This window comes from Streptomyces sp. NPDC096339, from assembly GCF_044762985.1.
Classification (GTDB): Bacteria; Actinomycetota; Actinomycetes; order Streptomycetales; family Streptomycetaceae; genus Streptomyces.
Genome location: NZ_JBIWFI010000001.1, coordinates 93,683 through 114,743, shown reverse-complemented (window position 1 = coordinate 114,743; position 21,061 = coordinate 93,683). Strand labels below are relative to the sequence as shown.

24 protein-coding genes and 5 pseudogenes are annotated in these 21,061 nt (G+C 67.8%); 15 read left to right on the top strand and 14 right to left on the bottom strand.

The genetic code is table 11. From position 1 onward, the window contains the following. Positions 1–145: 145 nt before the first annotated feature. From ACIQ5Y_RS00635 to ACIQ5Y_RS00615, 5 genes and pseudogenes are all read right to left on the bottom strand, one after another. A complete protein-coding gene (locus ACIQ5Y_RS00635; RefSeq protein WP_403873349.1) occupies positions 146–1,585 on the bottom strand; it encodes a hypothetical protein in 1,440 nt (479 codons plus the stop codon). Positions 1,586–1,595: 10 nt separating this feature from the next. Beyond that, positions 1,596–2,066 (bottom strand): hypothetical protein, encoded by a 471-nt coding sequence (locus ACIQ5Y_RS00630; RefSeq protein ID WP_403873346.1) that lies wholly within the window; start codon positions 2,064–2,066, stop codon positions 1,596–1,598. Positions 2,067–2,668: 602 nt separating this feature from the next. After that, positions 2,669–3,076, bottom strand: coding sequence for a DUF4259 domain-containing protein (locus ACIQ5Y_RS00625; RefSeq protein ID WP_403873343.1), 408 nt, complete (start codon positions 3,074–3,076; stop codon positions 2,669–2,671). A 247-nt stretch (positions 3,077–3,323) separates the two neighbouring features. Continuing rightward, entirely contained in the window at positions 3,324–3,860 is a 537-nt protein-coding gene (locus ACIQ5Y_RS00620) for a hypothetical protein (protein WP_403873340.1), read from the bottom strand. Between the two features lie 210 nt (positions 3,861–4,070). Next, positions 4,071–4,325 (bottom strand): annotated as a pseudogene (locus ACIQ5Y_RS00615) (transposase); the annotation flags it as partial. A gap of 154 nt (positions 4,326–4,479) precedes the next feature. On the opposite strand from ACIQ5Y_RS00615, the gene ACIQ5Y_RS00610 reads away from it, so the two are divergent. After that, on the top strand, positions 4,480–4,620 hold the full coding sequence (locus ACIQ5Y_RS00610; protein WP_403873338.1) for a hypothetical protein: 141 nt from the start codon (positions 4,480–4,482) through the stop codon (positions 4,618–4,620). Positions 4,621–4,703: 83 nt separating this feature from the next. On the opposite strand, the pseudogene ACIQ5Y_RS00605 reads toward ACIQ5Y_RS00610, so the two are convergent. Further along, positions 4,704–4,970, bottom strand: a pseudogene (locus ACIQ5Y_RS00605) (IS110 family transposase); the annotation flags it as partial. Positions 4,971–5,121: 151 nt separating this feature from the next. Here ACIQ5Y_RS00605 and ACIQ5Y_RS00600 point away from each other — a divergent pair. From ACIQ5Y_RS00600 to ACIQ5Y_RS00585, 4 genes are all read left to right on the top strand, one after another. Beyond that, entirely contained in the window at positions 5,122–5,628 is a 507-nt protein-coding gene (locus ACIQ5Y_RS00600) for a hypothetical protein (protein ID WP_403873335.1), read from the top strand. Positions 5,629–5,724: 96 nt separating this feature from the next. After that, on the top strand, positions 5,725–6,846 hold the full coding sequence (locus tag ACIQ5Y_RS00595; protein WP_403873332.1) for an NADAR family protein: 1,122 nt from the start codon (positions 5,725–5,727) through the stop codon (positions 6,844–6,846). Between the two features lie 118 nt (positions 6,847–6,964). Further along, the gene (locus ACIQ5Y_RS00590) at positions 6,965–7,282 is read left to right on the top strand and encodes a hypothetical protein (RefSeq protein WP_403873329.1); all 318 of its coding nucleotides are present in this window, start codon (positions 6,965–6,967) and stop codon (positions 7,280–7,282) included. Positions 7,283–7,298: 16 nt separating this feature from the next. Then, positions 7,299–7,565, top strand: coding sequence for a DUF6959 family protein (locus ACIQ5Y_RS00585; protein WP_403873326.1), 267 nt, complete (start codon positions 7,299–7,301; stop codon positions 7,563–7,565). A gap of 134 nt (positions 7,566–7,699) precedes the next feature. Here ACIQ5Y_RS00585 and ACIQ5Y_RS00580 read toward each other — a convergent pair whose 3' ends face one another. Continuing rightward, the gene (locus ACIQ5Y_RS00580; RefSeq protein WP_403873323.1) at positions 7,700–8,104 is read right to left on the bottom strand and encodes a hypothetical protein; all 405 of its coding nucleotides are present in this window, start codon (positions 8,102–8,104) and stop codon (positions 7,700–7,702) included. 311 nt (positions 8,105–8,415) lie between these two features. Between ACIQ5Y_RS00580 and ACIQ5Y_RS00575 the strand changes: the two genes are divergently transcribed. Next, on the top strand, positions 8,416–8,901 hold the full coding sequence (locus ACIQ5Y_RS00575) for a DUF4262 domain-containing protein (RefSeq protein ID WP_403873320.1): 486 nt from the start codon (positions 8,416–8,418) through the stop codon (positions 8,899–8,901). Between the two features lie 629 nt (positions 8,902–9,530). On the opposite strand, the gene ACIQ5Y_RS00570 is transcribed toward ACIQ5Y_RS00575, so the two are convergent. Then, the gene (locus ACIQ5Y_RS00570) at positions 9,531–10,901 is read right to left on the bottom strand and encodes a tetratricopeptide repeat protein (protein ID WP_403873317.1); all 1,371 of its coding nucleotides are present in this window, start codon (positions 10,899–10,901) and stop codon (positions 9,531–9,533) included. A 29-nt stretch (positions 10,902–10,930) separates the two neighbouring features. Between ACIQ5Y_RS00570 and ACIQ5Y_RS00565 the strand changes: the two genes are divergently transcribed. Both ACIQ5Y_RS00565 and ACIQ5Y_RS00560 read left to right on the top strand, forming a co-directional pair. After that, positions 10,931–11,284, top strand: a complete 354-nt coding sequence (locus ACIQ5Y_RS00565) for a recombinase family protein (RefSeq protein ID WP_403873314.1) — start codon at positions 10,931–10,933, stop codon at positions 11,282–11,284. Between the two features lie 413 nt (positions 11,285–11,697). Further along, positions 11,698–12,624, top strand: a complete 927-nt coding sequence (locus ACIQ5Y_RS00560) for an immunity 49 family protein (RefSeq protein WP_403873311.1) — start codon at positions 11,698–11,700, stop codon at positions 12,622–12,624. Between the two features lie 251 nt (positions 12,625–12,875). Here the strand turns inward: ACIQ5Y_RS00560 and ACIQ5Y_RS00555 are convergent, their stop codons facing one another. Further along, complete coding sequence (locus tag ACIQ5Y_RS00555; protein WP_403873308.1) at positions 12,876–13,112, bottom strand: hypothetical protein; 237 nt, start codon at positions 13,110–13,112, stop codon at positions 12,876–12,878. 761 nt (positions 13,113–13,873) lie between these two features. Between ACIQ5Y_RS00555 and ACIQ5Y_RS00550 the strand changes: the two are divergent. Continuing rightward, a pseudogene (locus ACIQ5Y_RS00550) lies at positions 13,874–13,973 on the top strand (transposase); the annotation flags it as partial. Positions 13,974–14,065: 92 nt separating this feature from the next. On the opposite strand, the pseudogene ACIQ5Y_RS00545 reads toward ACIQ5Y_RS00550, so the two are convergent. Then, a pseudogene (locus ACIQ5Y_RS00545) lies at positions 14,066–14,299 on the bottom strand (integrase); the annotation flags it as partial. A gap of 84 nt (positions 14,300–14,383) precedes the next feature. Between ACIQ5Y_RS00545 and ACIQ5Y_RS00540 the strand changes: the two are divergent. The 5 genes and pseudogenes from ACIQ5Y_RS00540 to murJ all read left to right on the top strand — a co-directional run. Further along, positions 14,384–14,737: pseudogene (locus ACIQ5Y_RS00540) on the top strand (Tn3 family transposase); the annotation flags it as partial. Between the two features lie 109 nt (positions 14,738–14,846). Next, positions 14,847–14,963, top strand: coding sequence for a Tn3 family transposase (locus ACIQ5Y_RS00535; protein ID WP_403873305.1), 117 nt, complete (start codon positions 14,847–14,849; stop codon positions 14,961–14,963). 31 nt (positions 14,964–14,994) lie between these two features. Further along, positions 14,995–15,288: a Tn3 family transposase gene (locus ACIQ5Y_RS00530; RefSeq protein WP_403874464.1), complete on the top strand. Its 294-nt coding sequence runs from the start codon at positions 14,995–14,997 to the stop codon at positions 15,286–15,288. Then, a complete protein-coding gene (locus tag ACIQ5Y_RS00525; RefSeq protein ID WP_403873302.1) occupies positions 15,242–15,658 on the top strand; it encodes a Tn3 family transposase in 417 nt (138 codons plus the stop codon). Before ACIQ5Y_RS00530 ends, ACIQ5Y_RS00525 begins: the two co-directional genes overlap by 47 nt. Before the next feature lie 112 nt (positions 15,659–15,770). Beyond that, positions 15,771–17,453: a murein biosynthesis integral membrane protein MurJ gene (gene murJ / locus ACIQ5Y_RS00520; protein WP_403873299.1), complete on the top strand. Its 1,683-nt coding sequence runs from the start codon at positions 15,771–15,773 to the stop codon at positions 17,451–17,453. 61 nt (positions 17,454–17,514) lie between these two features. On the opposite strand, the gene ACIQ5Y_RS00515 is transcribed toward murJ, so the two are convergent. From ACIQ5Y_RS00515 to ACIQ5Y_RS00505, 3 genes are all read right to left on the bottom strand, one after another. Further along, a complete protein-coding gene (locus ACIQ5Y_RS00515; RefSeq protein WP_403873297.1) occupies positions 17,515–17,637 on the bottom strand; it encodes a PmrA in 123 nt (40 codons plus the stop codon). A gap of 32 nt (positions 17,638–17,669) precedes the next feature. Then, positions 17,670–18,260: a hypothetical protein gene (locus ACIQ5Y_RS00510; protein ID WP_403873294.1), complete on the bottom strand. Its 591-nt coding sequence runs from the start codon at positions 18,258–18,260 to the stop codon at positions 17,670–17,672. Between the two features lie 214 nt (positions 18,261–18,474). Next, on the bottom strand, positions 18,475–18,912 hold the full coding sequence (locus tag ACIQ5Y_RS00505; protein ID WP_403873291.1) for a glutaredoxin domain-containing protein: 438 nt from the start codon (positions 18,910–18,912) through the stop codon (positions 18,475–18,477). An 830-nt stretch (positions 18,913–19,742) separates the two neighbouring features. Between ACIQ5Y_RS00505 and ACIQ5Y_RS00500 the strand changes: the two genes are divergently transcribed. Then, positions 19,743–20,129, top strand: a complete 387-nt coding sequence (locus tag ACIQ5Y_RS00500; protein ID WP_403873289.1) for a hypothetical protein — start codon at positions 19,743–19,745, stop codon at positions 20,127–20,129. 548 nt (positions 20,130–20,677) lie between these two features. Here the strand turns inward: ACIQ5Y_RS00500 and ACIQ5Y_RS00495 are convergent. Then, a complete protein-coding gene (locus ACIQ5Y_RS00495; protein WP_403873286.1) occupies positions 20,678–20,908 on the bottom strand; it encodes a hypothetical protein in 231 nt (76 codons plus the stop codon). Between the last annotated feature and the right edge of the window lie 153 nt (positions 20,909–21,061).

Genomic DNA, 21,061 nt, shown 5'->3' with positions numbered 1-21,061 from the left:
TCCCAGTCCGAGGCACCTGTGTTTACCGAGCGGCTGCCTGCCCCGCCGCTCTCACCACCGGAAGCCCCGGCGCAGCCGGAGACCAGCGTGCCGAGTAGGGCCACCGTCACGGTGAGAGCCAGGGCACGCCTTGGGCGTCGGGTCGTCATCGGGCGGCCTCGTTGCGGCCGATGTCCGTGCGCGTGCCGGTCCGTCCGGTGTCCTCGGGCGCCGGCCAGGATCCTCCTGCTGTCAGGTCGTGCCGCTGCACCGAGCTGCTCCCTCGCATGTCGAATTCCCTGGCCAGTCCTGTCGTGTGCATGCGGGCCATGTCGGCGTCGGTGACGGTGGTCGGTCCGATCGGCGTGGCCTTGCCCGGGTCCCAGTTGTACCGGTCCCACACGTTGACCTGGTAGTCGATGCTGACCTGCGGTTTCCCGTCGGGTCCGGGGACGGCGGTGGCCACGCCTGTCGTATTGGTCATGCCGCTGCCCACGGCCAGGTACCAGTTGTTCGTACCGTCCGGTCCCTTTTCGTGTTCGTATCCGCTGCTGCCGGACTCGATCGGGATCGCGACCGGCCGGCCTCCCGACTTCTCGAAGGCCTCCAGCGCCTGCTGCCGCCACTCGCCCTCTTCCCCTGCGCGGATCCGCGCCACCGCGTCCCGCAGGGCCGGGTCATCACCGAGCATGCGGTCGACGTCCAGATCGAGCGTCTTGCCGCTGCCGTTGAGGTAGTGGTCCATGTGCCGGGCGGCGTCTGTTTTCCCCATGAAGTCGCCGGAGTTTGATATGCCGCGGGCCTGGATCTGCTTCCAGTAGTCCGACACTCCTGGTGATTCGACGTCGTACGGTCCAGCACCGTTGTCCGCGGCGACTTGCTTGACTTGAGGGCGGAGCAGGCCGGCGGCAAGGAGGTCGTCCCGGTGCTGGGTCCACAGCTTGGCCCGGGCCTCGGGGCTCAGGGACTGCCAGAGCCGCTGGAGTTCCTTCCGCTGCTTGTCGTTGGCGTCCTTGCCCAGGCCGGCGAGTTTCAGTGCCCGGGGGAACATGTCCTCGTCGAGAGAGGTGTACATCGCGTGCCCGGCGTTGTTCGGGTCCGCACCGTGGCTGGAGCGCAACGCGCGCACGGCAGCGGCATCGACCTCGGCCGCGTGGCACACGACTCCGCTCAGTGCGTCGGCGAACCACCGCATGAAGTCCTGCTTGCGCTGACCGGGACCGCCCACTTCACAGATGAGGGCGTCCTCGATCACCACCGCTCCGCCCTGGCCCACCCGGACGTTGAAGCCTTGTTCCTTGGCGTCGGAGGTCAGATTTTGCGCCTGCTGCTGGATGGCCACCAGCTCGGAGTGGGCGTCCTGGAGAATGCTGAAGATGCTCTGAGCCTCGGCGTGGAGGTCCTCTATCTCTTTGACCGTCTTACCGACGAAGACGCGCGTCACCCCGGCGTTCACGCCTTCCCAGCGGGCTTTGTCGGCCCTCGCTTTGGCTCCGTCCCGTGCCTTTTCCGCCAGGCTCTGCAGAGCGTCGGCCGTGCGCTTCCAGTCCTGAACGGCGGACCCAAGCTTTGTCAGGTCGAGTTCCATGAGGTCGGAGTAGTTCATGCCGTTCCCCCTACTTGAAGTACGAGTCGATACGGGAGACGGGCATGGCCGAGCCACCGCGGTTGCGGAGCGAGGCGGCGATGGCCTCGTCGTCCGCGGCGTGCGCCTTCTTGGAGAAGTCCAGGTGGTTCGAGATGTGGGCACACGCCTGCAGGACCGTCTTCACCTGAGAGGTCCACACGGACACGGTGGTCTCCAGCTCGCCTCCGAGTGCGAAGCCGGCCGTCTTCAAGGATGCCGCGGCCTGCATCGTGGAGCCGTTTCCCGAGCCATCGGTGCCGGCGCCCGCGATGTCGGCCTGCTTCTGCAGTTGACCGTGCAGCAGGAAGGCGTCGTGCCCCACCTCACCGAGGTCGTCCTGGTGTACTACCAGGTCGCTTTGACCGGCACCGGGGCCGTCGTCCAGCTGGTTGAGGCGCATCGACACCTGCCGGGCCTCTACCACGTCCGCCTTCGCCTTTTCCCATTCGTCCCACAGCATCACGCCATTGGATCACGTGTGAACGTGCAGGGCAGGAGTAATATGAGCCGGTTTTGGTCGACTCGAGGGGCCAGTGGCGGGAAGCCGTGAGGCGTTCCCGGAGCGGTCGGCAGGGCAGGACATAGGTCGGGGCTGCCGCGGGCTCGTCGGCCGGAGAACGTCGACCGCCTGGAACCAGGCGCCCGCCGTCGAAGCGCGGCAGTGCCGGAAGCCGACCCGGCAGGGCTCACTCATGCTGCCCGTCGGATACCGGATCCGGGCTTGGCGCAGCCGCAGCGACACGTGACGACCCCGATCTGAAACACAGGCAGAAGGGCCGGCGGACACCGAGACGGACGATCATCTGGCGGCCGCCTGCGGGCAGCCCGGCAAGATGCGCCAGTACCGGCTGTGAACGTGCTCTGCGGGGTGTTGGCACTGGGGACATGGCCCTGGCGGTCCGCAGCCTGCCGCGTCGACCATCAGGTGCCATCCGTGACCGTTGCCTGACGCACGACGAGGTTGAGGCCTGGGAAGAGGACGTCTCGAAGGGTTTCCGTTTCCATGACGACTTCATCCCCTGGAGGAACCCTCCTGCAGTCCAGCCCTCCGAGCGCCTGAGGTCAGTGGGCGACGTCCAAGGCGCGAGTGATCGCCTTGACCGTCGCTCGCCACTCCTCAGCCTCAGTGGTCTCGACCCAGCCCTCGGCCGGCTCGGAACCGTCCTGCAGAACACGACGAAGCGCCTGCCCGGCCTCGGGCCGGAGCGAGATCGGCAATACGGGCAACGGCTCAGAAGGACCGTCATCAGGATCGATCACTACCTGGCTGCCCGGAATCTGGCCCGCGACGAGAGCGGCGGCAACGGCTTTGGCTCCATCTCCGCCATCCACGCGCGAGCCGGAGTCCACCACCCTCTGGAAAGCCCTGGTCATCGCTTCGATGCCCTGCTCAGTCGACATCCCTGCAAGACCGTCCACGAAATCTGCCGCCATATCGCTGTCGAATGGACCGGTCCCCCACGTTCCCATGCACTACTCCCACCATCTGGACTCGGAGACGCCAGCATCTCAGCACGCTCTACACCGTGGAGCAGCGGCACCGGGCGCTACCCGCTGCCTGCACCATCCCGCAGATGACGTAGGCATCACGGAAGAGCGGTCAGAACCGTGCAGTTGGCCCGCCTGGCCCACCGCACACTCAGGCGAGGCCGAGGCTTCCTCAGAGGACCGCGTGGGTGATCCGCGGCCATCCAGGAGTTCATTTCGGTTTGTGCGGTCAGGGGCCGCTATTCCCCTCGAAGTCGCCCATGTTGATAAAGCTCACCCGGTCCTCCCAGGCGTCCCACGTCACATGCTTCCGAGCGCCCCAGTAGTAGGTTTCGTAGCTCATGAGGTCGCCGTACGCCTCATTCTCGTGTATTCGATCAGGCTGGCCGAACGCAGTCAGGAACTCCTCGTACGAGGTCAAGTGTGCGAAGTGGGTCAGGTGCGGGCCGCTGATTGCGAAGCCGACCACTGATCCGGCGCACACCTTGTAGTTGATCTTGTCGGCGCCGTAGAGGAATCCGTCCGACCGGACAACATCGTCGATGACCTCGTCCAGCGTCAGACTCCGTCCATCAGCGTTGTAGTACTCGCTTTCGATGTTGGTCCCACCGCGATACCGGGCGATGACGGAGGACAGCCCGCCCACAACGCGCTGCCGTGGAACGGCGGCGGCTGGCGCCCCCAGGGCGATGCCGTTCACCGCGACACTGGTGAGGTCGAGGTTCGGCCGGGACAGCAGGTCCAGGTTTTCGAGGATCTCGATCATCGTCGCAGTCTAGGGGGGATCAACCCGAGCTTTGACCTTCGCGACTCAGCATAGTGATCCGCAAGTGCACGTCAATGGCAAGGGTGTGACTTACCGTTGTACTTGGCCCGCCTGGCCAGGTACAACGCTAAACGCCGTGGGCGTGCTCCAGACGGCCGCCCCTGATCATCACCTGCCAGCGACGGGCAGGATGTGCCACCAGTGACCGGGTCCGGCCAGTACCGTGCGCAGCCGGCCGACATCGATCCGGCCGTGATTGAGGCCGCCGTGCATCGCTCCGTGCCCACGCCTATGCTCGGGCATCAGCGTCAAGTCCACCGGAGACTTCACCGCACCGTCCGCGCACAGCACCGCGTCCGCCAGCTCGAACAACTCGTCGCGCCGGGCGGTCAGACACTCGTAGAACTCTCCCCGGAAGCGTGACGCTTCTGCGAATGCTTCCCTCCGGACAGCATCAGGCAGCAGACACTTACTTCACGGCCTTCGTACTCGTCTCGCGCACTTCGGCGATCCGTTCTTCGTCTGCTGCCCGTCGGAGTTCTACGATCCGATCTTCCGTGCACCGACGGCGGACGAGCTCCTCAGAGTCACGCGTCAGGTCGGCGAAAGCCCGCCCGTCGTGGTCGCCTTCGAGGCCGACGCGGGCGGGCAGGAGCCGGTCTCGTGCCTGATCGCAGCCGAGCGGTTCGAGGTCGTCCAGGAATCCGTCCTGCGGTACTGGCGCGACGATGCAGGCCCGAATCAGAGCTTCGCCCCCTAGGTGCGGTCCCCGGACCAGCAAGCGGCCCCTGGCTAGGCGGCCGCTATGCCCATCTCCGCAGGTGGGGGTGGGAAGGCCAGCTCCTAGTCATACCGCTGGTCCTGCTGGAGGCAGTGGCAGAGCCGGCCGATCATGCGGTTGAAGAGGTTGCGCTGAGCGGAGGCGTGCCAGTCTGCGTGGTTGTCGCGCCGCCGCCGGTGGTGGGCTTCGGCACCGTGCGAGGCGGTGATCGCGGAGAACGCCCAGAGGTAGCCGGCGTGGTTGAGACGATCGTTCTTCACCCAGCGCCAGCGCCGGGTGATGCTCGACTTCTTACCGGACGCCCGTGTGATGGGGGACGCGCCAGCGTGGTCGTCCACCTCGGCGCCATGGGAGGTACCCGAACTCCCTGACTCTGATACACCGTCGGCGGGACGGAGAAGACCTCGTGGCCGTCGAGCAGTCCGGGTCGCAGACTTTTGTCCGCGGATAAAAGTCTGCGACCCGGACTGAGGAGCGGTGATGACGTACCACGAGTCCCAAGTCTTCATCAACGAGGGCATTTTCGGGGTCCTCGACCACGGTGAAGTGCCCATCGAAAGCGTGCACTGGTCGGGGGGCTTGATAGCGCCCATGTCCGCGGGAGCCATGGTGCGAACCGGGATCAACACGGGAAACGTGCGCGTCGAGGTGCACACGGGCGGGCCGATGGACTCACCGGGAGATTGGGAAGAGGAGGCCACAGCGCTCGTCTGGTCGCCCACAGGCAGCCTGCGCATCGAGTCGGTCGTCGACGGACCCAGGTCAGACCTCCCGATTCTGTCCACCTCCGGACCCGGCTGGTACGAGCTGGACATCAAGGCCCGCGGCCGCGGACGGAACCCCGACGCTTCCGTCCTCCACTCCGCCGAGTCGTACCGGGTTGCACTGCGCCCTGCCCCCGAGGCGACTACTCCCGCGCCCGCCGGCACGTCGACTCTGCCCGACTCCGACGAAGAGGCCAGGCGTCGACGACTGCTCCAAGGATGAAGAGAACCCGAACAGGAGGGACGGGGCACCGCCGTCTGTGGGCCACGACCAGGTAAATCAAGGTCTCCCCGCCGGCAGTTGCGACACAATGCCGGGATGATCGGCAAACGGGTCACCTATCGCACCGTGGACGGCGTCCGCATACCCGGAACCTGGCGGCACGCCTTCATCCGTAACGGCAGTACGCACTTCCTCACCGACCTCGTCATCTACGCCGACGGGCTCATCGACTGCTGGGGCCTGGTCACCGTCGAGGAGTTCGAGGAGAAGCTCCGGACCGGCTGGGTGGCCACCACGTTCCCGGACGGCGCTCAGGCATCCGCGCACGGCCTGGCGCGATGGAAGTTCAGTGAGCCCCGGACCACACTCACCCCCGACGTGCTGGCCGCCGAAGTGCGCGACACCATCGACAAGCTGAACAAGCGCGCCGACTCGACGGGACGTTGCCTGGCCGCCGTAGACGCCTTCCTCGCCGATCGGACCGAGGACAACCGGGCCGCAGCCCGCGCCGCGTTCCTCGCCATCCCGGTATCGCGGCGCCGCTACGCGCTGGGCGACATGGACAGCAAGGACTGGCCGCTGCGGGTGATGGCGGCGGGGCCGGGCGGCACGACGTACCTGCCGACCGATCCCCAGGTCACCGAGGAGCAGTACGAGAGGGCCGTCGCCTACCTCGAGGAGCGAGCCCGCCGGAAAGCCGAGTGGCAGAAACGAGACCTGGCAGACGGACCGGCGCTTCCCCATGCTCCGGCGATCCACCTCCACCCCTCGTATCCGAACGATCCGGTGGCCGCCCCGGGCCTGCGCGGCTTGCGCAACGACTACCCGGCCCCCATCACGGTGGGGAAGGTCGTCTATCCCTCCGTCAGCCATGCCTACTGGGCCCTGTCGGTTGCTCAGCCCGAGGTCCACGAGGCGATCGTGGTGGCGGACACGGCCGCCGCAGCACACGGACTCGCTGCCGGGGCACCGACCCGCGAAGGCTGGGAGCACGCCCGGACCGCCGCCATGACGAGCCTGCTCCGTGCCAAGTACGACCAGCACCCCGAGCTGGCGGAGATCCTGCTGGCTACAGACGACGCCACTCTGGTCTACGACGGCCTGGACTCGGCGTTCTGGGTCGACAACGGTGGCCGCGGCCGCAACTGGACCGGCCGCCTTCTCGAACTCGTCCGCTCCGAACTGCACATGCGGCGTGCCGGGATCCCCGGGCTGTGAGCAAACCTGACAGGTGTTCCCTCATCGGATGGGCCGGCACTGCGGTGTGCGGCGCTCGTGAGGGCAGGCAGTCTGGAAATCCGATGCCCATGACGGGCGATGATGGCAGGCTCTGACCATGGTGTTCCTGCGTTGTGAAGCGGTCCGATGGGTCGATGACGAACCTCAGCCAGGCCTGGTCGAGGTTCGCTTCACCGATGCCCACCACAAGCAGTGGGCTTTCGTCGACAAATCGCTCCTCTTCAGCGCAGGAGAAGATCTGTTGCCCGAGTCCCATTACCCCGTGGAGGTCGGGATCCTCTGCGACATCCTGACCACTGGCACCGCCGCGGACACGGCGGACGTGGTCAAGATCTCCGTCTCTCCCTGGGGTCTCGAAACGCTCGATGGACAGGACGAGTTCGAAGTACGGGCTGATCAGTTGACCCTGAGTTGATGTGGACGGGGATCCGATGGAACGAGTAGAGGCCGAGCTGTTCACCGATCGCGGCAACGACGCCGTGGTACGCCTCCCGCACCGCAACTTTCCTGGAGTCCTGATCCAGGGCGACACCCTCAGCATCCTCCGATCGCACGTTGCCGAACTCGTGGAGCTCTGCGCCGCAGGCAACTTGGAGGAGGCCCGGGAGGCGGCGAGCCTCCTCCATGCGGACCTCGACGAAAAGCTCCAGCGCTACACGGACGCCCTGGAAGCCTATGGGATCCGTCGCCCTTTCTGATCCGCAGGATCAGCCGGACCGGTCAGCGATGGTCATACCGGCGAGCAGCGCCCCGCAGGGCCTTTTGACGGGCGGTTGACGGGCGTGGCGGGCCGCCGGCGGTTGCGGTACGGCGCTACCGCACAACTCGATCATCACCAGTCGCGCCACTGGTCCGTGATCCCGGCCTCACCGATGCCCTGCCTCGACGACAGAGCCATCACGTCCACACCGTGCTCGTTCAGCGTGAGGTCGATGTAGTCGCACAGCTCCTCCCGCTCGATCGTGCAGTAGCCGGCGCTGCCGTGCCGGCCGTCCGCATCGACCGCGTTGAGCGCGAGAACCACCTTCTCAACCGCCCCGAGCACCGCTTCGTCGGACGGCATGTTCAGCGAGCGCATGTCCCGCTCGAACGCTGCCAGGGCGGCGTCAGTCGCCTGCAGGAACGACTCCGGGAAGAGGTCCGGACAGGCGCACTCTGCATCCAAGGTCCCGGCCGCCACATCTCGGAGCATCTCGGCCATCAAAGCGCGCCAGCTGTCGGAGGGTCTCGTTGCCATGGGCGGACGGTACCTCGGACCACTGACAGTTGCTCCACCACACTTTCCCAGCGCCATGGGGGCAGCCGCGGGCTGGTGCGTGTGTGCCCGCCTGCGCCGGCGTCCGTCTGCCCCGGTGCCAGAGACCGGGTGCTGCGGTCGGAGGTCTTCTTCCTGATCATCTTGGTCGGCACCACCCGTGAGGTCCTCACTGAAAGCACACAGGACAGGAGGCCTTGGACGAGCCGCCGGACCAAGGGGTCTACCATCCCCGGATGAACGATTCACCATGTCTCTGCCTTCTCTGTGCCCCTACCGAATGGGGCGGGTCCGTGTTCGATGAACGCGATCGGCGCATCGCGGACAGCGTCAAGGAGTACGGGTGGCACGTCATGGGGGTGGCCGGTGGCGATGCCCCAGGGGACTGGGGCTACTCCATCGGCCTGTGGCACACGCTGCGCAGCCCTGAGGTATGTGTCTTCGGCCTGCCGTCGCAGACCGCGATGCGCGTGGCGAACGCCGCTGGGGCCGCCATACGCGACGGCGTCCCGCTTGAGCCCGACCAGCGCCGCGCGGACGTCCTCAACGGCTACGACGTGGTCGTACGGCCCGTGCATCCCAGTTGGTACCACGACTTCTTCGGCGCGGGCATCGACTTCTACCAGGCCCCGCCGCTGCCGATCACTCAGCTGTTCTGGCCGGACAAGGCCGGACGATTCCCTTGGGAAGAGGGAGCGGACGAGCACTGTCGCTCGCGCCAACCCTTGCTCTGGATTCCGAAGGAGGAGAGCACGGGCCCTTGGTCGGAAGTGGTCTGAGGCCAGACCGCTCTTACGACAACGTGCTCTATAGCCTCCGGATGCTCCCCGAGCCGGCACCGCCCACTGATACGGACGCTGCGATCCCACTGTCATAACCCTGCGCATGTCACTGACATCCACCCTGCGCACGACGCCGACTTTTGTCCGCGGACAAAAGTCGGCCCTGTTGGGCGACACGAGAACGTCGGCGATCGGCGGCATCGGAAGTGTCAGTGGCTTCGCAGGGACACTGGGCAATGCGGTGGGCGAGGAGCAGGCTGCTCGGGGAAGATCACCGCCACGGACGCCGCAGGCGGTACTTCACGGGATGCCACCAGCCGGGTTTGGGCGGAAGCGGACACTCATCGGTTCGCCGCACCTTGCCGGCCAGGCGACGCCAAAAGCGACCACCCTGTCTTGCCGGGGCCCGGACCAGCTGATGGCTATCGAAGACCTTGACCCAGTTCTGGCCGTCTGCGTTCTGGAAACGTGCAGCCAGGGCAGCTGAGTCCGAGCCGTTGTGCGTGTACTCCCTGGATTGGCCAGGCAGGAGCGGCCCTTCAGGGTCCTTCCTGGTCGCGCCGGTGGCCGATTCCTCCAGCGGTCCGCATCACTCCTGATGCGGGTGTGACATGCGACAACAACTTCTAGAAGGGCGGCTCCAAGGAGTACCCGTTCTCGTCCAGAGGGACAGGCCGGGGCTTCGGTTCGGCAGCTCGCTGCTCGGCCGCCGTGGGGTGGACGGTGATCGCCTCGGCTGCCCGCCCCTGCCGGACCAAGACCTCGAACAGGGCCTCACGTGCCTTGCACGTGCCGAGAGCCCGCAGTTCGGCAGCGGCGGCGTCGAACTGTCCGGCCGTACTGAGGAGGTCGGCCTTGACGATGCCGGGGTCGGTCCAGGGGCGCGGGTCCGCTTCGGCCAAGGTGATCGCCTCGTCAACGCGACCGAGGCCGGCGAGGGCCAAGGCTCGCCACCAGTGCTGGAACTCCTCGTGGTCATGGTGAGGTACGACGCTGGGGTGCTCCAGCAGGTGGAGCAGCTCCTCGGGGCGGTGGAGAAGCGGGTAGACGAGTGGTGCCAGGAGGTTGGAGCAGTCGTACCAGCCGAAGCCGGGTTCGGCCACGGCGATCGCGTCGTCCAATCGGCCATCCCGCAGCAGAGCCGAGGAGAGCCAGGCCCGGTACCCGACCCAGTCGTCGGCGGCGATGGCTTCGCGCATCACGGTCTCGGCCTCCTCGGTCCGCCCGTGGTCGCGAAGGGCACTGGTGTAGATGTCCAGGACGGCGTGCGCGTTCTGCCCGGTGGCCAGCTCGCGCAGCTCGTCGAGCCGGCCATGACGCGCCAGAAGCCCGGCGTAGGCGGTGAGAGTGTTCTGCGTGAGGTAGCGGTGTCCGGCTATGTCCTGGCCGAGGATCCTGACCGCTTCGTCTGCACGGCCCGCGCGCTCCAGCACCTGGGCCTGGAGTTCCTGCGCGTTGGAGAAGGGGTGGTTCCACCGACTCTCGCCCCGGGCGTGGCGCGCACTGTCGGCGTGCGGGGCGATGAGCTGCAACACCTGCTCGTCACGGTCCTGGCCTTCGGTGATCTCCACGAGGACGGACAGGGTCCACCACCCGTCGATGTGCGGGACGAGGAGATCGACGGCCTCGTCGATTCGCCCTGCCTTGGCAAGCAACCCGGCGAAGTCATGGCACTCGGCTTTCGAGGATCCACCGGCCGCGTCCGGGCGTGCCAGATCCAGTGCTTCCTGCGGCCGCCCCGACCGGAGCAGGATCTCGGCCTTCGCCCACAGAGCAGTCGGCCAACCGGTCGCGACGAACGGCTCCACTACCTTCAGCGCCCGGTCGAACTCTCCTGCCCGGCACAGCTCCTGCACCGCGCCCTCCGCGCAGAACCACTCGCCGCGTTCCGCCGCCGCCAGGATCACCAGCTCCAGGTGGCCGTGCTCCAACAAGAGGTCCACGCTTCTCGGGGCGAGGCCGCCGAAGTTGCTCGCCTGCCATGCAAGATCATCCATGTGCATGAACGGGAGCGTAGACGCGCCCGGTGACACCCGCTGTCCAGGGGTTCCCGACCGGCCGGCTCGCCTCCGCACAGGACCTCGCCGAATGCGACTACCGCCTGGAAATCCTCAGCGGCCCGCTGTGCGGCATGTACGACCCGCAGGGTGCGGGCAAGGTGCTGTTCGTGGTCTTCGCAGCGATCGCGGAAGTCGAGCGGGAGTTCATCCACGAGCGGATCCTGATCGGCCTGGAGACCGCCGCGGCCAACGGCAACCACGGCGCCCGCCCGCCCGCGATCGAGGGAGACAAGCTCGCCGTCGCCCTCCGCCGCCGCGCCGCGAACGTATCCGTCTCCGCCATCGCCCTTCACCTCGGCGTCGGCCGCACGCGGGAATGACCCCTCGCATGTGAGGACACCGCCGAGTTGCTGGAGTATCTGTTTGGTCCGGGTAAGCGCGATGAGCACACCGACCCGCACCTGGTGACCGCGTGGGATCCGTATCTGCCGTCCCCGGAGCGTCACCCGGAGCAGATGGGGCTGGGGGAGCCGGCGGACCTTCCGGACGCCCCGGTTCAGGCGCTGCGCGGCCGTCCGTCCGGCCGAGCACGTGTTCGAGCCGGTCACGGCGCTGACGTTGGTTGGGGCCTTCAGTGGGTGGTCTCCGGGGGACTGTGGTGAATGGGGGATCGTCTGGACCGGTGGTGGGTTTGTCGGCAGGTGGCAGGCATGCTTTGGCGCGGATGATGTCGGCCCGTGCTTCCACAAGCAGGGCGTACCGCGCTGTCGGTGGCGCCTGACAGGATGGACGGATGAAGATCAACCAGGCGCTACGCCATCCCGTGAACCAGCAGCGCCTGGACCTGGCCCTTGGCGACAAGGCGGACCGTGTCCAGGAGCGCTTCGAGGATGTCTATCAGCGTGGTTATCCGATGCGCGTGATGCTCGAGGAGCTCAGCCACGAGCTGCTCGACCACGTTGCAGCGCGCACCACCCAGGACCCCGACCTCAACGACGAGCGCACTCGCCTCGCCCTGCTCACCGCTGCTGAGTGCCGCCTGGGCGTGCTGGACCTGGGCTGCACTCCCAGAGGCGACTGGGAGATCCCCTTGCCTCTCACCAGGACGCGTCTGACCAGCGAAGAGATGGACTACGACGAGACGCACGACGCGACCGACACGGTCACCGCCCGCACATGGATCGACGCCTTCGACATCTGTGTCGTCAGCGGTCTAGTGCAGGACTGGGAGCGGGCGATCGGTCTGGGCCTGCGCTGCGACTTTGCACCCGCCCTGCACAACAACCTTCCCCACGCCGGCCGGGACTCCGTCTCCGAACCGGACGACCTCGCACAGATGGACGCCCTGTGCGCTTACCTGACCCCGGCCCGCGGTCACCTGCCCCGAGACTGGCCACGGGTGACGCTGACCAAGCCATCGACGGATGAGCGACGGGACGCTGCCCTTGCCCTGGCCGCCGCTCATGCGGTGAGCCCCGACCAGCGCCTACTGCGCGTTCTGCTCGCCGACGATCAGAGCGCCTTCGAGCGGGCCTTGGAGGAACGACTGGCGCAGCATCGTGCCGGTGCCGGTGAGAATCCCGCGCCCACCACTCTGCTTCCCCTGGGCGCGATCGCCTTGGTCGCGCTCGCCGTGCAGGTGCATGGCTGGGACCTGCAGACCAGGTCCGCCTACCTACCGACGTCGCTGCTCAAGCCACCTGCCCCCGTCGGCTCCTGACCTGGCACGCCGATCAGGACGGTCTGCTGTCGTAGTGCCCTGGAAGACTGCGCGCCATGGACGCCGAAGCCTCCTGGCGCGTGCTCGACGCCGCCAAGGATGGTGACAAGCAGTTTGACGTCGCCGTCGTCGACTATCTGTCAGCCGTGCCCGCGGATAGACCGCCTCGCGCCCCATCCCCCCCCCGGGGCGCAGGCATCCCCGAGCCCTTCCCGGCAGCCGACCCGGCAGGGGCTCACCCATGCCTCCCGTCAGACATCGGATCCGGGCTCGTCGTCCTGGCCGTGGCAGAGGATCGGGAGCAGTGCCTCGGCGGCGTCGTACCCGGGGCACGGGCTTGTGCCGGGCCGGTCGAGCGCGTCGAGTGCTTGGATGGTGCCCAGCGGGCGCGCGTGGTTGCCGGCGAGCCGGCGCTCCCGGGCGTCGACGGTGGCGGCCCGGCTGCCGGTGAGGCCGTCGATGACCCACGACCACGGGGACGGCGCCACGGTGGCCGCCTCTCGGGGTGGCCGGGTACGCCGTCCAGGCTCACGCCGGAGATCGGGCGCAGCTGCGCGGAGGTGACCCACGTGCCGTACTCGGCCGCCTCGGCGCCGCCGCCTTACTGGTGAAGAGGCAGTGTTCCAACCCTGCGCTGTTCGTTTGGACTGCGCACCAGCTTGTCCCTTGTCTCGTGAGCCCTTGAGGATCACTGGCGGCCGGGTTAGCGTTCGGGGACCTGCCAAGACCAGCACCTTCAGGAAGTCGACATGCCTCGCCGGACACCGGGCGAGATCAGGTCTCAGCTGCCGCGTCGGGACACGAGGCATGCCAGACGGACCGTCATGCCGGGGCTGTCTGCCTCGGCAAACCGACAGATCTTCCAGTTCGAGCGCGAGCGCGGTTTGTCCAGAGGTGACGTCGCGCTCGCGTTCCGACGCTGGACTCTGCGGGCTGGCCGACCCCGTAGTGCTGAAGAGTGGCACTACGGATACTCAGACGTCCCAACCGGGCATATCCGCACGCTGCTCGAAGTGGCGGCATGGAACCTGCGGGCTCGGGCTCGACGAGAGCTGCGTGCCGCGCTGGACCCTGTCGACGCACGCGTCCTCAAGCGGACGGTTAACGACCCTTTCGCCCCAGAACATCTGCACTGGTGGCTCCGGCGTATCGAGATCTGAGGCAGCCAGGACGTGCCAGACCCCGTCAAACCCTGTCGGACCAGGCCGTGTACCGAAAATGGATCTAGAGCTGTGAATGATCAAGGTTCATGGGTCGGGGAGATCTCACGGACGAGCAGTGGGCGGTGCTGGAGCCGCTGTTGCCGAAGGGTGCCAGGTCGGGTCGGCCGCCTGTCTGGCCCCGGCGGCAACTGATCGACGGCATGCGGTTCAGAGTTCGGACACCAGCGGCAGAAGTCCCGGGCCTCGCTGCGACTCGCCCTATCCCAGGCGACATCGACCGCCCACAGGAACCGGAACCACCGGAGCAGATCCATGCCGTACGACCGAATCGTGGTCGCCGGTCTGCCGGCCGCCTGCAACTCGGCGAAGAACGCCGCGACCGGTCCAACCGGCAAGCCGTCTGCAGCGAGCAGCCGGTACGGCTCCTGCGGCTCACCCGTCTCGACCAACCGGCCAAGCTCGGGCAGCACGAAGCTCGTCAGATCCCGTCCGGGACCCAGAGGATCAGCCATGGCGGGAAGTTAGCAGAAACCGCCTCTGACCTGCCAAAACGCCGGAGTCGGTTCAGTCAACGGGCCATCGACCTGCTGAACATCTTGAAGTACGCCGAGTTCGTCACGGACTTCATCGCCGAGTTCACCTCGGTCGCCACCCGCGAGAATCCGTCCAAGGACGTGCTGCGGCGCCAGCTGCTGCTGATGCTGTTCGGGCTCGGCACCAACATGGGCATCAAGCGGGTCGCGGTGACGGGCAAGCACGGTGAGTCCGAGGCGACGCTGCGTCGGGTGCGGCACCTGTTCGTCAACCGGGCCAACATGCGCGCCGCGCTGGTGCAGCTGGTGAACGCCACCTTCGCAGCCCGTGACGAGATGTGGTGGGGTACCGGCACCGCGTGTGCGTCCGACAGCCGCAAGTTCGGGGCCTGGTCCTCGAACCTGATGACGGAGTGGCACCAGCGCTACCGGGGCCCCAGCGTGGTGATCTACTGGCGCACGTCGAGCGGAAGTCGGTGTGCATCTACTCCCGGCTCAAGTCCTGCTCGCTCTCCGAGGTGTCTCGATGATCGGGGGCGTACTGCGGCACTGCACCGACATGGAAGTGGACCGGCAGTACACCGACACCCACGGGGCGTCCATCGTCGGCTTCGCGTTCGCCCACATGCTCGACTTCAGCTGATGCCGCGGCTGAAGAACATGGCTCCGCCAGGCTGTACCGGCCGACCGTCGGGGAGGACGACAACTGGCCGAACCTCGCCCCGGTGCTCTTTACCAAGACGATCAACTGGGACATGACCCGCCGGCAGTACGGCCAGATCGTGAAGTACACCACCGCCCTGCGGCTGGGCACCGCCGAGGCCAAGCAGGTCCTGCGCCGCTTCACCCGCGGCGACCCCAAGCACCCCACCTACCAGGCGATCGAGGAACTCGGGCGGGCGGGCGGTACGGACGGCGTTCGTGTGCGACTACCTTGCCGACGTCGAGCTGCGCCAGGAGATCCATGAGGGCTTGCAGGTCGTGGAGAACTGGAACAGCGCGAACAAGGACCTCTTATACGGCAAGGACGGTTACCTGGCAGGTGCGGACAAGGAGTCCCAGGAGGTGTCCATGCTCGCCCGGCACCTGCTCCAGTCCGCTCTCGTGCACGTCAACACGCTGCTGATGCAGCAGGTCCTTGCCGACCCGAAGTGGGCCGACACGCTCACCGGCACCGACCGGCGGGCCCTGTCCCCGCTGTTCTGGACGCACGTGAACTCCTACGGCCGGTTCGAGCCGGACATGAACAGCCGCCTGGAGCTGGACCTGGCCACCACGGCCAAGGCGGTTCCCGGCCCGCGCCGCCCCGTGAGTGAGAGCGCCACGGCCCCCGCGTGAGCGGGCCGGGCTGGTGTGCCGTTCCAGGGAGCGGACGGACGCGTGCCGGGACCGCGCGAGCAGTGAGGCGCGCGAATTGGGGGCGTGGGATCTTGGGGCATAGGTTGACGGCATGGTGGAGGGGACGAACTCCGCGGCGCAGACCATGCCGCCGGAGCAGCAGACAGGGGGGCGGCGTGCCGCCCGGCGGAATAAGGACAAAGGCGGGCTGGCTCGTTCGTCTTTGTTGATGGCTGTTGGCACGGTGGTGTCGCGGGCGACGGGGCTGATCCGTCAGGTGCTGCAGGCCGCGGCCCTGGGAACGGGCCTGCTGGCCAGCACGTACAACACGGCGAACACCGTGCCGACGAGCCTGTACACGCTGCTGATCGGCGGCGCGCTAAACGCTGTGCTGGTGCCGCAGCTGGTTCGGGCCCGGGCCACGGAGCCCGATGGCGGGCGGGCCTACGAGCAGCGGCTGGTCACGCTCGTGGTGTGCATGCTGGGCGTGGGGACGGCGCTGGCGGCATGGGCAGCGCCGCAGATCGTGAGCCTGTACATGCGGGACACCCCGGACAGTCACGAGGCGTTCGAGCTGACGGTGACGTTCGCGCGGTTCCTGCTGCCGCAGATCTTCTTCTATGGCCTGTTCAGCATCTACGGGCAGGTGCTGAACGCGCGTGAGAAGTTCGGCGCGATGATGTGGACCCCGGTGCTGAACAACGTCGTGCTGGTCGGCATGTTCGCCGCCTACCTGGGGCTGATGACGGTGCCCGACCGGGTGGAGGACATCACCGCCGCCCAGGTGCGGCTGCTGGGGATCGGGACGACCGCGGGTATCGCCGTCCAGGCACTGGCGCTCATCCCGTTCGCCAGGGCGGCCGGTTTCCGGTTCCGGCCGCGGTTCGACTGGCGGGGCACCGGCCTGGGCAAGAGCGTGCACGCAGCGAAGTGGACGCTGCTGTTCGTCCTGGCCAACCAGGTCTCCCTGACGGTGGTCACGAACTATGCCAACGCCGCCGACCAGGAGCTGCCGCAGGCCGGCGCAGGCTACTCCGCCTACACCTACGCGCAGACAATCTGGATGTTGCCGCAGTCGATCGTGACCGTCTCCCTGGTGACGGCGCTGCTGCCGCGCATGAGCCGGGCCGTCGCCGAGGGCCGCATCCCGGACCTGCGCGCGGACTTGTCCCGGGCGCTGCGGATCAGCGGCGTGGTCATCGTTCCCGCCGCATTCCTCTTCCTCGCCCTGGGGCCCCAGATCTCTTCGCTGCTGTTCGCCCACGGAGCAGCCGATACCGCCTCAGCCCGCCCACTGGGCTACATGCTGCAGGCGTTCGGGCTCGGACTCATCCCGTTCTCCGCCCAGTACCTGCTGCTGCGCGGCTTCTACGCCTTCGAGGACACCCGCACCCCGTTCTTCATGGCGGCCTGGATCGCAGGCGTGAACATCGCCCTGGCCACGGCCTGCCATGTGGCCCTGCCCGCCCGCTGGTCGGTGGTCGGCATGGCCGGGGCCTACACCCTCTCCTACGTGGCCGGTGTCGCACTCACCGCCTACCTGCTGCGCAAAAAGATGGGGGGCCGGATCGACGACGGAGGTCTGCGCCGCACCTACGTGAAGCTGCTGTGCGCCGCGTGCCCGGCTGCTGGGCTGGGCTGGGCCGCAGCACGTGCGTGCGCCGGCCTGGGAGAGGGGACGTGGCCTACTGCTGTCGCCTTGGCTGCCGGGGCGCTCGCGACAGCCCTGTCGTATCTCCTTCTTGCCCGGTTGCTGAAAGTCAACGAGCTCCGTCGCCTGCCCGGAATGCGTTGAGTCCAGGCAAGCGATGGAAGGGGGCGGGTAAGAACGCCGGCACCAGCCGCCAACACGGGTGTCACGTCCGGCGAGGTGCGGCGGGGTCGCGCTCGGCAACATGCCGGGCGACCGCGTCGACGCCGGGGCGGGCGTACCGCTCCAGGGAGCGGACGGAGGCGTGGCGGGAGCGGGCCGGCAGCATCGGAGTGGAGGTGCCGTCCTCCGCATCGTGCGTCAGGGCGCTGTGCCGGAGTCGGTGCAGGGTCCAGCCGTCCAGGTCCTCGATGTCCTCAGGTGAGGCGAGCCAGTTGGCCGGCAGCCGCGAGTTCTCCTCGAAGATCTCCTCAGCGCGGCGGTAGAGAGCCGGGCCCGGCCGGTCTCCGGGAACTCGTCGAGCGTCGGCGTTCCGGCCGGGGCCTTGCGGTCGGTGAGGAACAGCGGGCCGCGGGTGGGGCGGGCGATGAGGCGGGGCAGGAGCTGGGCGGTGCCGGACTGCCAGTGGATCCACTCGGTCGCCCCGCCCTTGGCGGTGATCCTGCCATGCCTGTCCTGCGGGTACAGGTCCTCCACGTTCAGGCACAGCACCTCGCCAGCCCGTGCTGCCGACTCGTAGAGCATCTTCCAGAACGTCTTCTCCCGGAGCCCGACGCCCAGGTGCCACAGGGCGGCGATCTGGTTCTCGGCCAGGGCCTTGGTGCGGTCGGGCCGTGCCGGCCGCCGCTCGATGCCGATCGTCGGGTCGACGGTGATCCAGCCCTGGCGCTGCCACCAGCCGATCGCCGAGCGGGCGACGGACAGTTCGCGGTTGACGGTGTCGGCGTCCATCTCGGCCGCCCGCGCCGCCGCCGGCTCGGCTTGCGAGCCAGAAGGCCACCGCCGCGCACGCTCCTGGGCCGCTCCTCCATGACGCACGACCAGCTCGTAGATGCCCTTACTGACGCACGAGGTGGCGGCGGCGGGTCTGAGCTTGCCTTTTAACCTTTTTGACCTCTGTTCGCTTTGTGCCTGCCGGTGCGTCTCTGCAGTGCGCGGTTTCTGATCACGCGGAAGGGGAGAGCTGTTCGCGCACCCATTCGGGATCGGGGTTGGTGTAGGGCCGGCCCGCCACGACGACGGTCGGCACGGTCTCGTTGCCGTCGTTGGCCGCTCTCACTGCTGCCGCTCCTACGGGGTCGCGCCAGATGTTGACCCAATGCAACTGGCGGGCGCTGCGACCCAGCCGGATGCGTAGTCGTATGCAGTACTTGCAGCCCGGCCGCCAGAAGACGACCGGTCGTCCGTCGACCGCGCTGCGGTGTTGTGCCTCCTGCCCACCGATCGACCTCGGGAAGATCAGGGGTGAGTTCACGCCGGCGAGCGCCAAGAACGCCAGCAGGAGCGCCACGGCTGTGCCGGGGCTCCCCTCCAAGATCTGCCCAGTCGCGACAGCCGAGCCGCTGAGCACAAGCAGTATCGGCAAGATCCAAGCACGCATCATGGTGATGCAGGGTATCGATGAGTCGAAGTGCTTCTCGATCTGCCCCGCTCGCCTGGGTATTCGCCCGACGTTGAGACGGCCTTCGTCTGATCATGCGCTTCGGCCAAGGGCGCGTGACCACGGCGAAGGCCGTGAAGGTGAACCGGCTGCCTGAGCATGTTCCGGGGGAAGAGTGCGCGAACTCCGGAAGGACTTGTTTGACTGTCTGACCGCTCGCGGGGACGAACCGTTCGTCCTCACGGATGCGCTGGTGGACCTGCCGGGTGGCTGAGCACCGGTGCAGGCACGCGCGATGTAGGAGGCCCCGAACAGAGGGGAACATTGACGTGCCCAGGCCGGGGAGGCTACCGGGCGGCCTTGTAGACCACGGTGGTGGTTGGGCAGTCCTCGGCGAGCCCGAGCCGAGGCTGGCACTCGGCCTCGTCGACGGCCAGGTCCCAGCGCAGCTTGGGTGCCGACCCAGGTCGCGGCTACGTGCAGTGGTACGAGCCGTCCGAGGGCAGCCACTCGGTCGGGTCCTTATCCGCCTTGGACCGGTTGGAGGCGGCGGAGACCGCGATCAGTGTGTCCGGAGAGCCCGGGTCGTTCGCGTACGCCTCCCGCCACACCGCCGACCACGGAACCCGTTCAGCTGGTGGGGAGCGCCATTCGAACCCTGCGGTATTCCTGATTCCTGCCTGGAACCGGTGGCGGCGAAGCCCGACCAGGCGTCCCTACTGGTGCGGGGCCGTTGGGCGTCCATCGATGCCATGCCTGTGGCCGGCTACTCAAGGGGGAAGTGAGTACGTGAGCGCTGCCGCGGGAACGGGTCCGGCCAGGGCAACCAAGGCATGCGCCTGAGATCACTGACACCCGCCTCCTGCCTGCTGGTTCTCATCCCGGTTGCGGCATGGGCCGCCTGGCTGGGCTGGGACCAGCATCGTGATGTCCATCCCGACGGTTCGGTGTCGGGCCCTTACGAGGCCTGGCAGGTGATCGGGCTGGTGCTGACCCTGCTGGTGCCGGTGTGCTGGGCCGCGTCCCGGCGCAACACCGCGGGCGCCGTGCTCGGCACCACCGCCGGCCTGACCCTCGCCGCCTTCTACGACTGGTCGGGCGATGGCTTCTTCATCATCGGCGTCGGCATGATCGCGATGGCAAGCCTGACAGCGACCTTCGCCCTGTCCGCCCTCATCGCCTCCGTGACGCCAGCCGGACGACGAACGACCGGAGCCTGACACGACCGCTGCGCTCCGGCCCGGATGTCGGCGTTCAATCACGGCGGATCACCGAACACCGGGCGACCCCGTGCCTCGGCAGCCGGGCACGGCCCGACAGTTACGAGGCGTTCGTCGAGACGCTTCCCGAGGACGAGCCCCGCTACGCGTTCCACGACTTCGAGTACACGACTCCGGCCGGGCCGGAAGCGAGTGGCGGTCCTTCGCCGTACCCGCGGGTACCGGCGCGCATCGGGCGCAGCTTTGATAGACCTGGACCGATCGGGTCGGCATTCCGGCAATCGGAGAGAGAGGGGCGGGCCGGTGTCTGTACTTCCACCGCGCATCATCGTCTGCTCTCACTGCCAGGCGCGCCCCGGGGCTGGGGCTGTGCCTACTCTGGCGGCCCACAAGGGGCAGTTGACGGTCACGTGGCACGTGACGGTGTGTCCGCATCACCTTGCCGACCGGATCCTGGCCGCCAGGGAATCCTGAGCAGGAGGCCCGGGCTCCGATGTGCGGAGTCGGAACCAGGCCATCGCCGGTCACAGGGGCCTTGGCGAGGGTGTTCACGCCGGAATCGGCGGATGGGGCCGTCGCCGAATGGGAGCGCCAGGCCAGGCCAGGCCGGGTCCGGCGTAGTGGCCGTCTGCCACGGCCAGGTGGCCGTGCCGGTCCCACTCGGGGTGGGCGACGAAGTACTCGATGCCGGCATCATCCGGGTAGTTGCGGTGCAGCACGACGGCGGTGTGTCCGCCTGCGAAGGGTATGCGGATGGCCGGCCACGCCTCCTCGTCCATGAGTGACTCGGCAGCAGCGTCGACGTCGGCGCCCGTCCACGCCGAACCGTTGCGGCAGCGGCTCGCCGTCCTCGTCGGTCTCGGCCATCCACATCAGGTAGGCGGCCCAGAAGCCGGGCAGGGACAGCAGGTGTTCCCCGGCGACTGCGGGAC

Coding starts and splice junctions, on each gene's coding strand:
- ACIQ5Y_RS00635 (WP_403873349.1), bottom strand. CDS start 1,585: ATGAACTACTCCGACCTCATGGAACTCGACCTGACAAAGCTTGGGTCC.
- ACIQ5Y_RS00630 (WP_403873346.1), bottom strand. CDS start 2,066: ATGCTGTGGGACGAATGGGAAAAGGCGAAGGCGGACGTGGTAGAGGCC.
- ACIQ5Y_RS00625 (WP_403873343.1), bottom strand. CDS start 3,076: ATGGGAACGTGGGGGACCGGTCCATTCGACAGCGATATGGCGGCAGAT.
- ACIQ5Y_RS00620 (WP_403873340.1), bottom strand. CDS start 3,860: ATGATCGAGATCCTCGAAAACCTGGACCTGCTGTCCCGGCCGAACCTC.
- ACIQ5Y_RS00600 (WP_403873335.1), top strand. CDS start 5,122: ATGACGTACCACGAGTCCCAAGTCTTCATCAACGAGGGCATTTTCGGG.
- ACIQ5Y_RS00595 (WP_403873332.1), top strand. CDS start 5,725: ATGATCGGCAAACGGGTCACCTATCGCACCGTGGACGGCGTCCGCATA.
- ACIQ5Y_RS00590 (WP_403873329.1), top strand. CDS start 6,965: ATGGTGTTCCTGCGTTGTGAAGCGGTCCGATGGGTCGATGACGAACCT.
- ACIQ5Y_RS00585 (WP_403873326.1), top strand. CDS start 7,299: ATGGAACGAGTAGAGGCCGAGCTGTTCACCGATCGCGGCAACGACGCC.
- ACIQ5Y_RS00580 (WP_403873323.1), bottom strand. CDS start 8,104: ATGGCAACGAGACCCTCCGACAGCTGGCGCGCTTTGATGGCCGAGATG.
- ACIQ5Y_RS00570 (WP_403873317.1), bottom strand. CDS start 10,901: ATGGATGATCTTGCATGGCAGGCGAGCAACTTCGGCGGCCTCGCCCCG.
- ACIQ5Y_RS00560 (WP_403873311.1), top strand. CDS start 11,698: ATGAAGATCAACCAGGCGCTACGCCATCCCGTGAACCAGCAGCGCCTG.
- ACIQ5Y_RS00535 (WP_403873305.1), top strand. CDS start 14,847: ATGATCGGGGGCGTACTGCGGCACTGCACCGACATGGAAGTGGACCGG.
- murJ (WP_403873299.1), top strand. CDS start 15,771: ATGGTGGAGGGGACGAACTCCGCGGCGCAGACCATGCCGCCGGAGCAG.
- ACIQ5Y_RS00515 (WP_403873297.1), bottom strand. CDS start 17,637: ATGCTGCCGGCCCGCTCCCGCCACGCCTCCGTCCGCTCCCTGGAGCGG.
- ACIQ5Y_RS00510 (WP_403873294.1), bottom strand. CDS start 18,260: ATGGACGCCGACACCGTCAACCGCGAACTGTCCGTCGCCCGCTCGGCG.
- ACIQ5Y_RS00505 (WP_403873291.1), bottom strand. CDS start 18,912: ATGATGCGTGCTTGGATCTTGCCGATACTGCTTGTGCTCAGCGGCTCG.
- ACIQ5Y_RS00500 (WP_403873289.1), top strand. CDS start 19,743: ATGCGCCTGAGATCACTGACACCCGCCTCCTGCCTGCTGGTTCTCATC.
- ACIQ5Y_RS00495 (WP_403873286.1), bottom strand. CDS start 20,908: ATGGACGAGGAGGCGTGGCCGGCCATCCGCATACCCTTCGCAGGCGGA.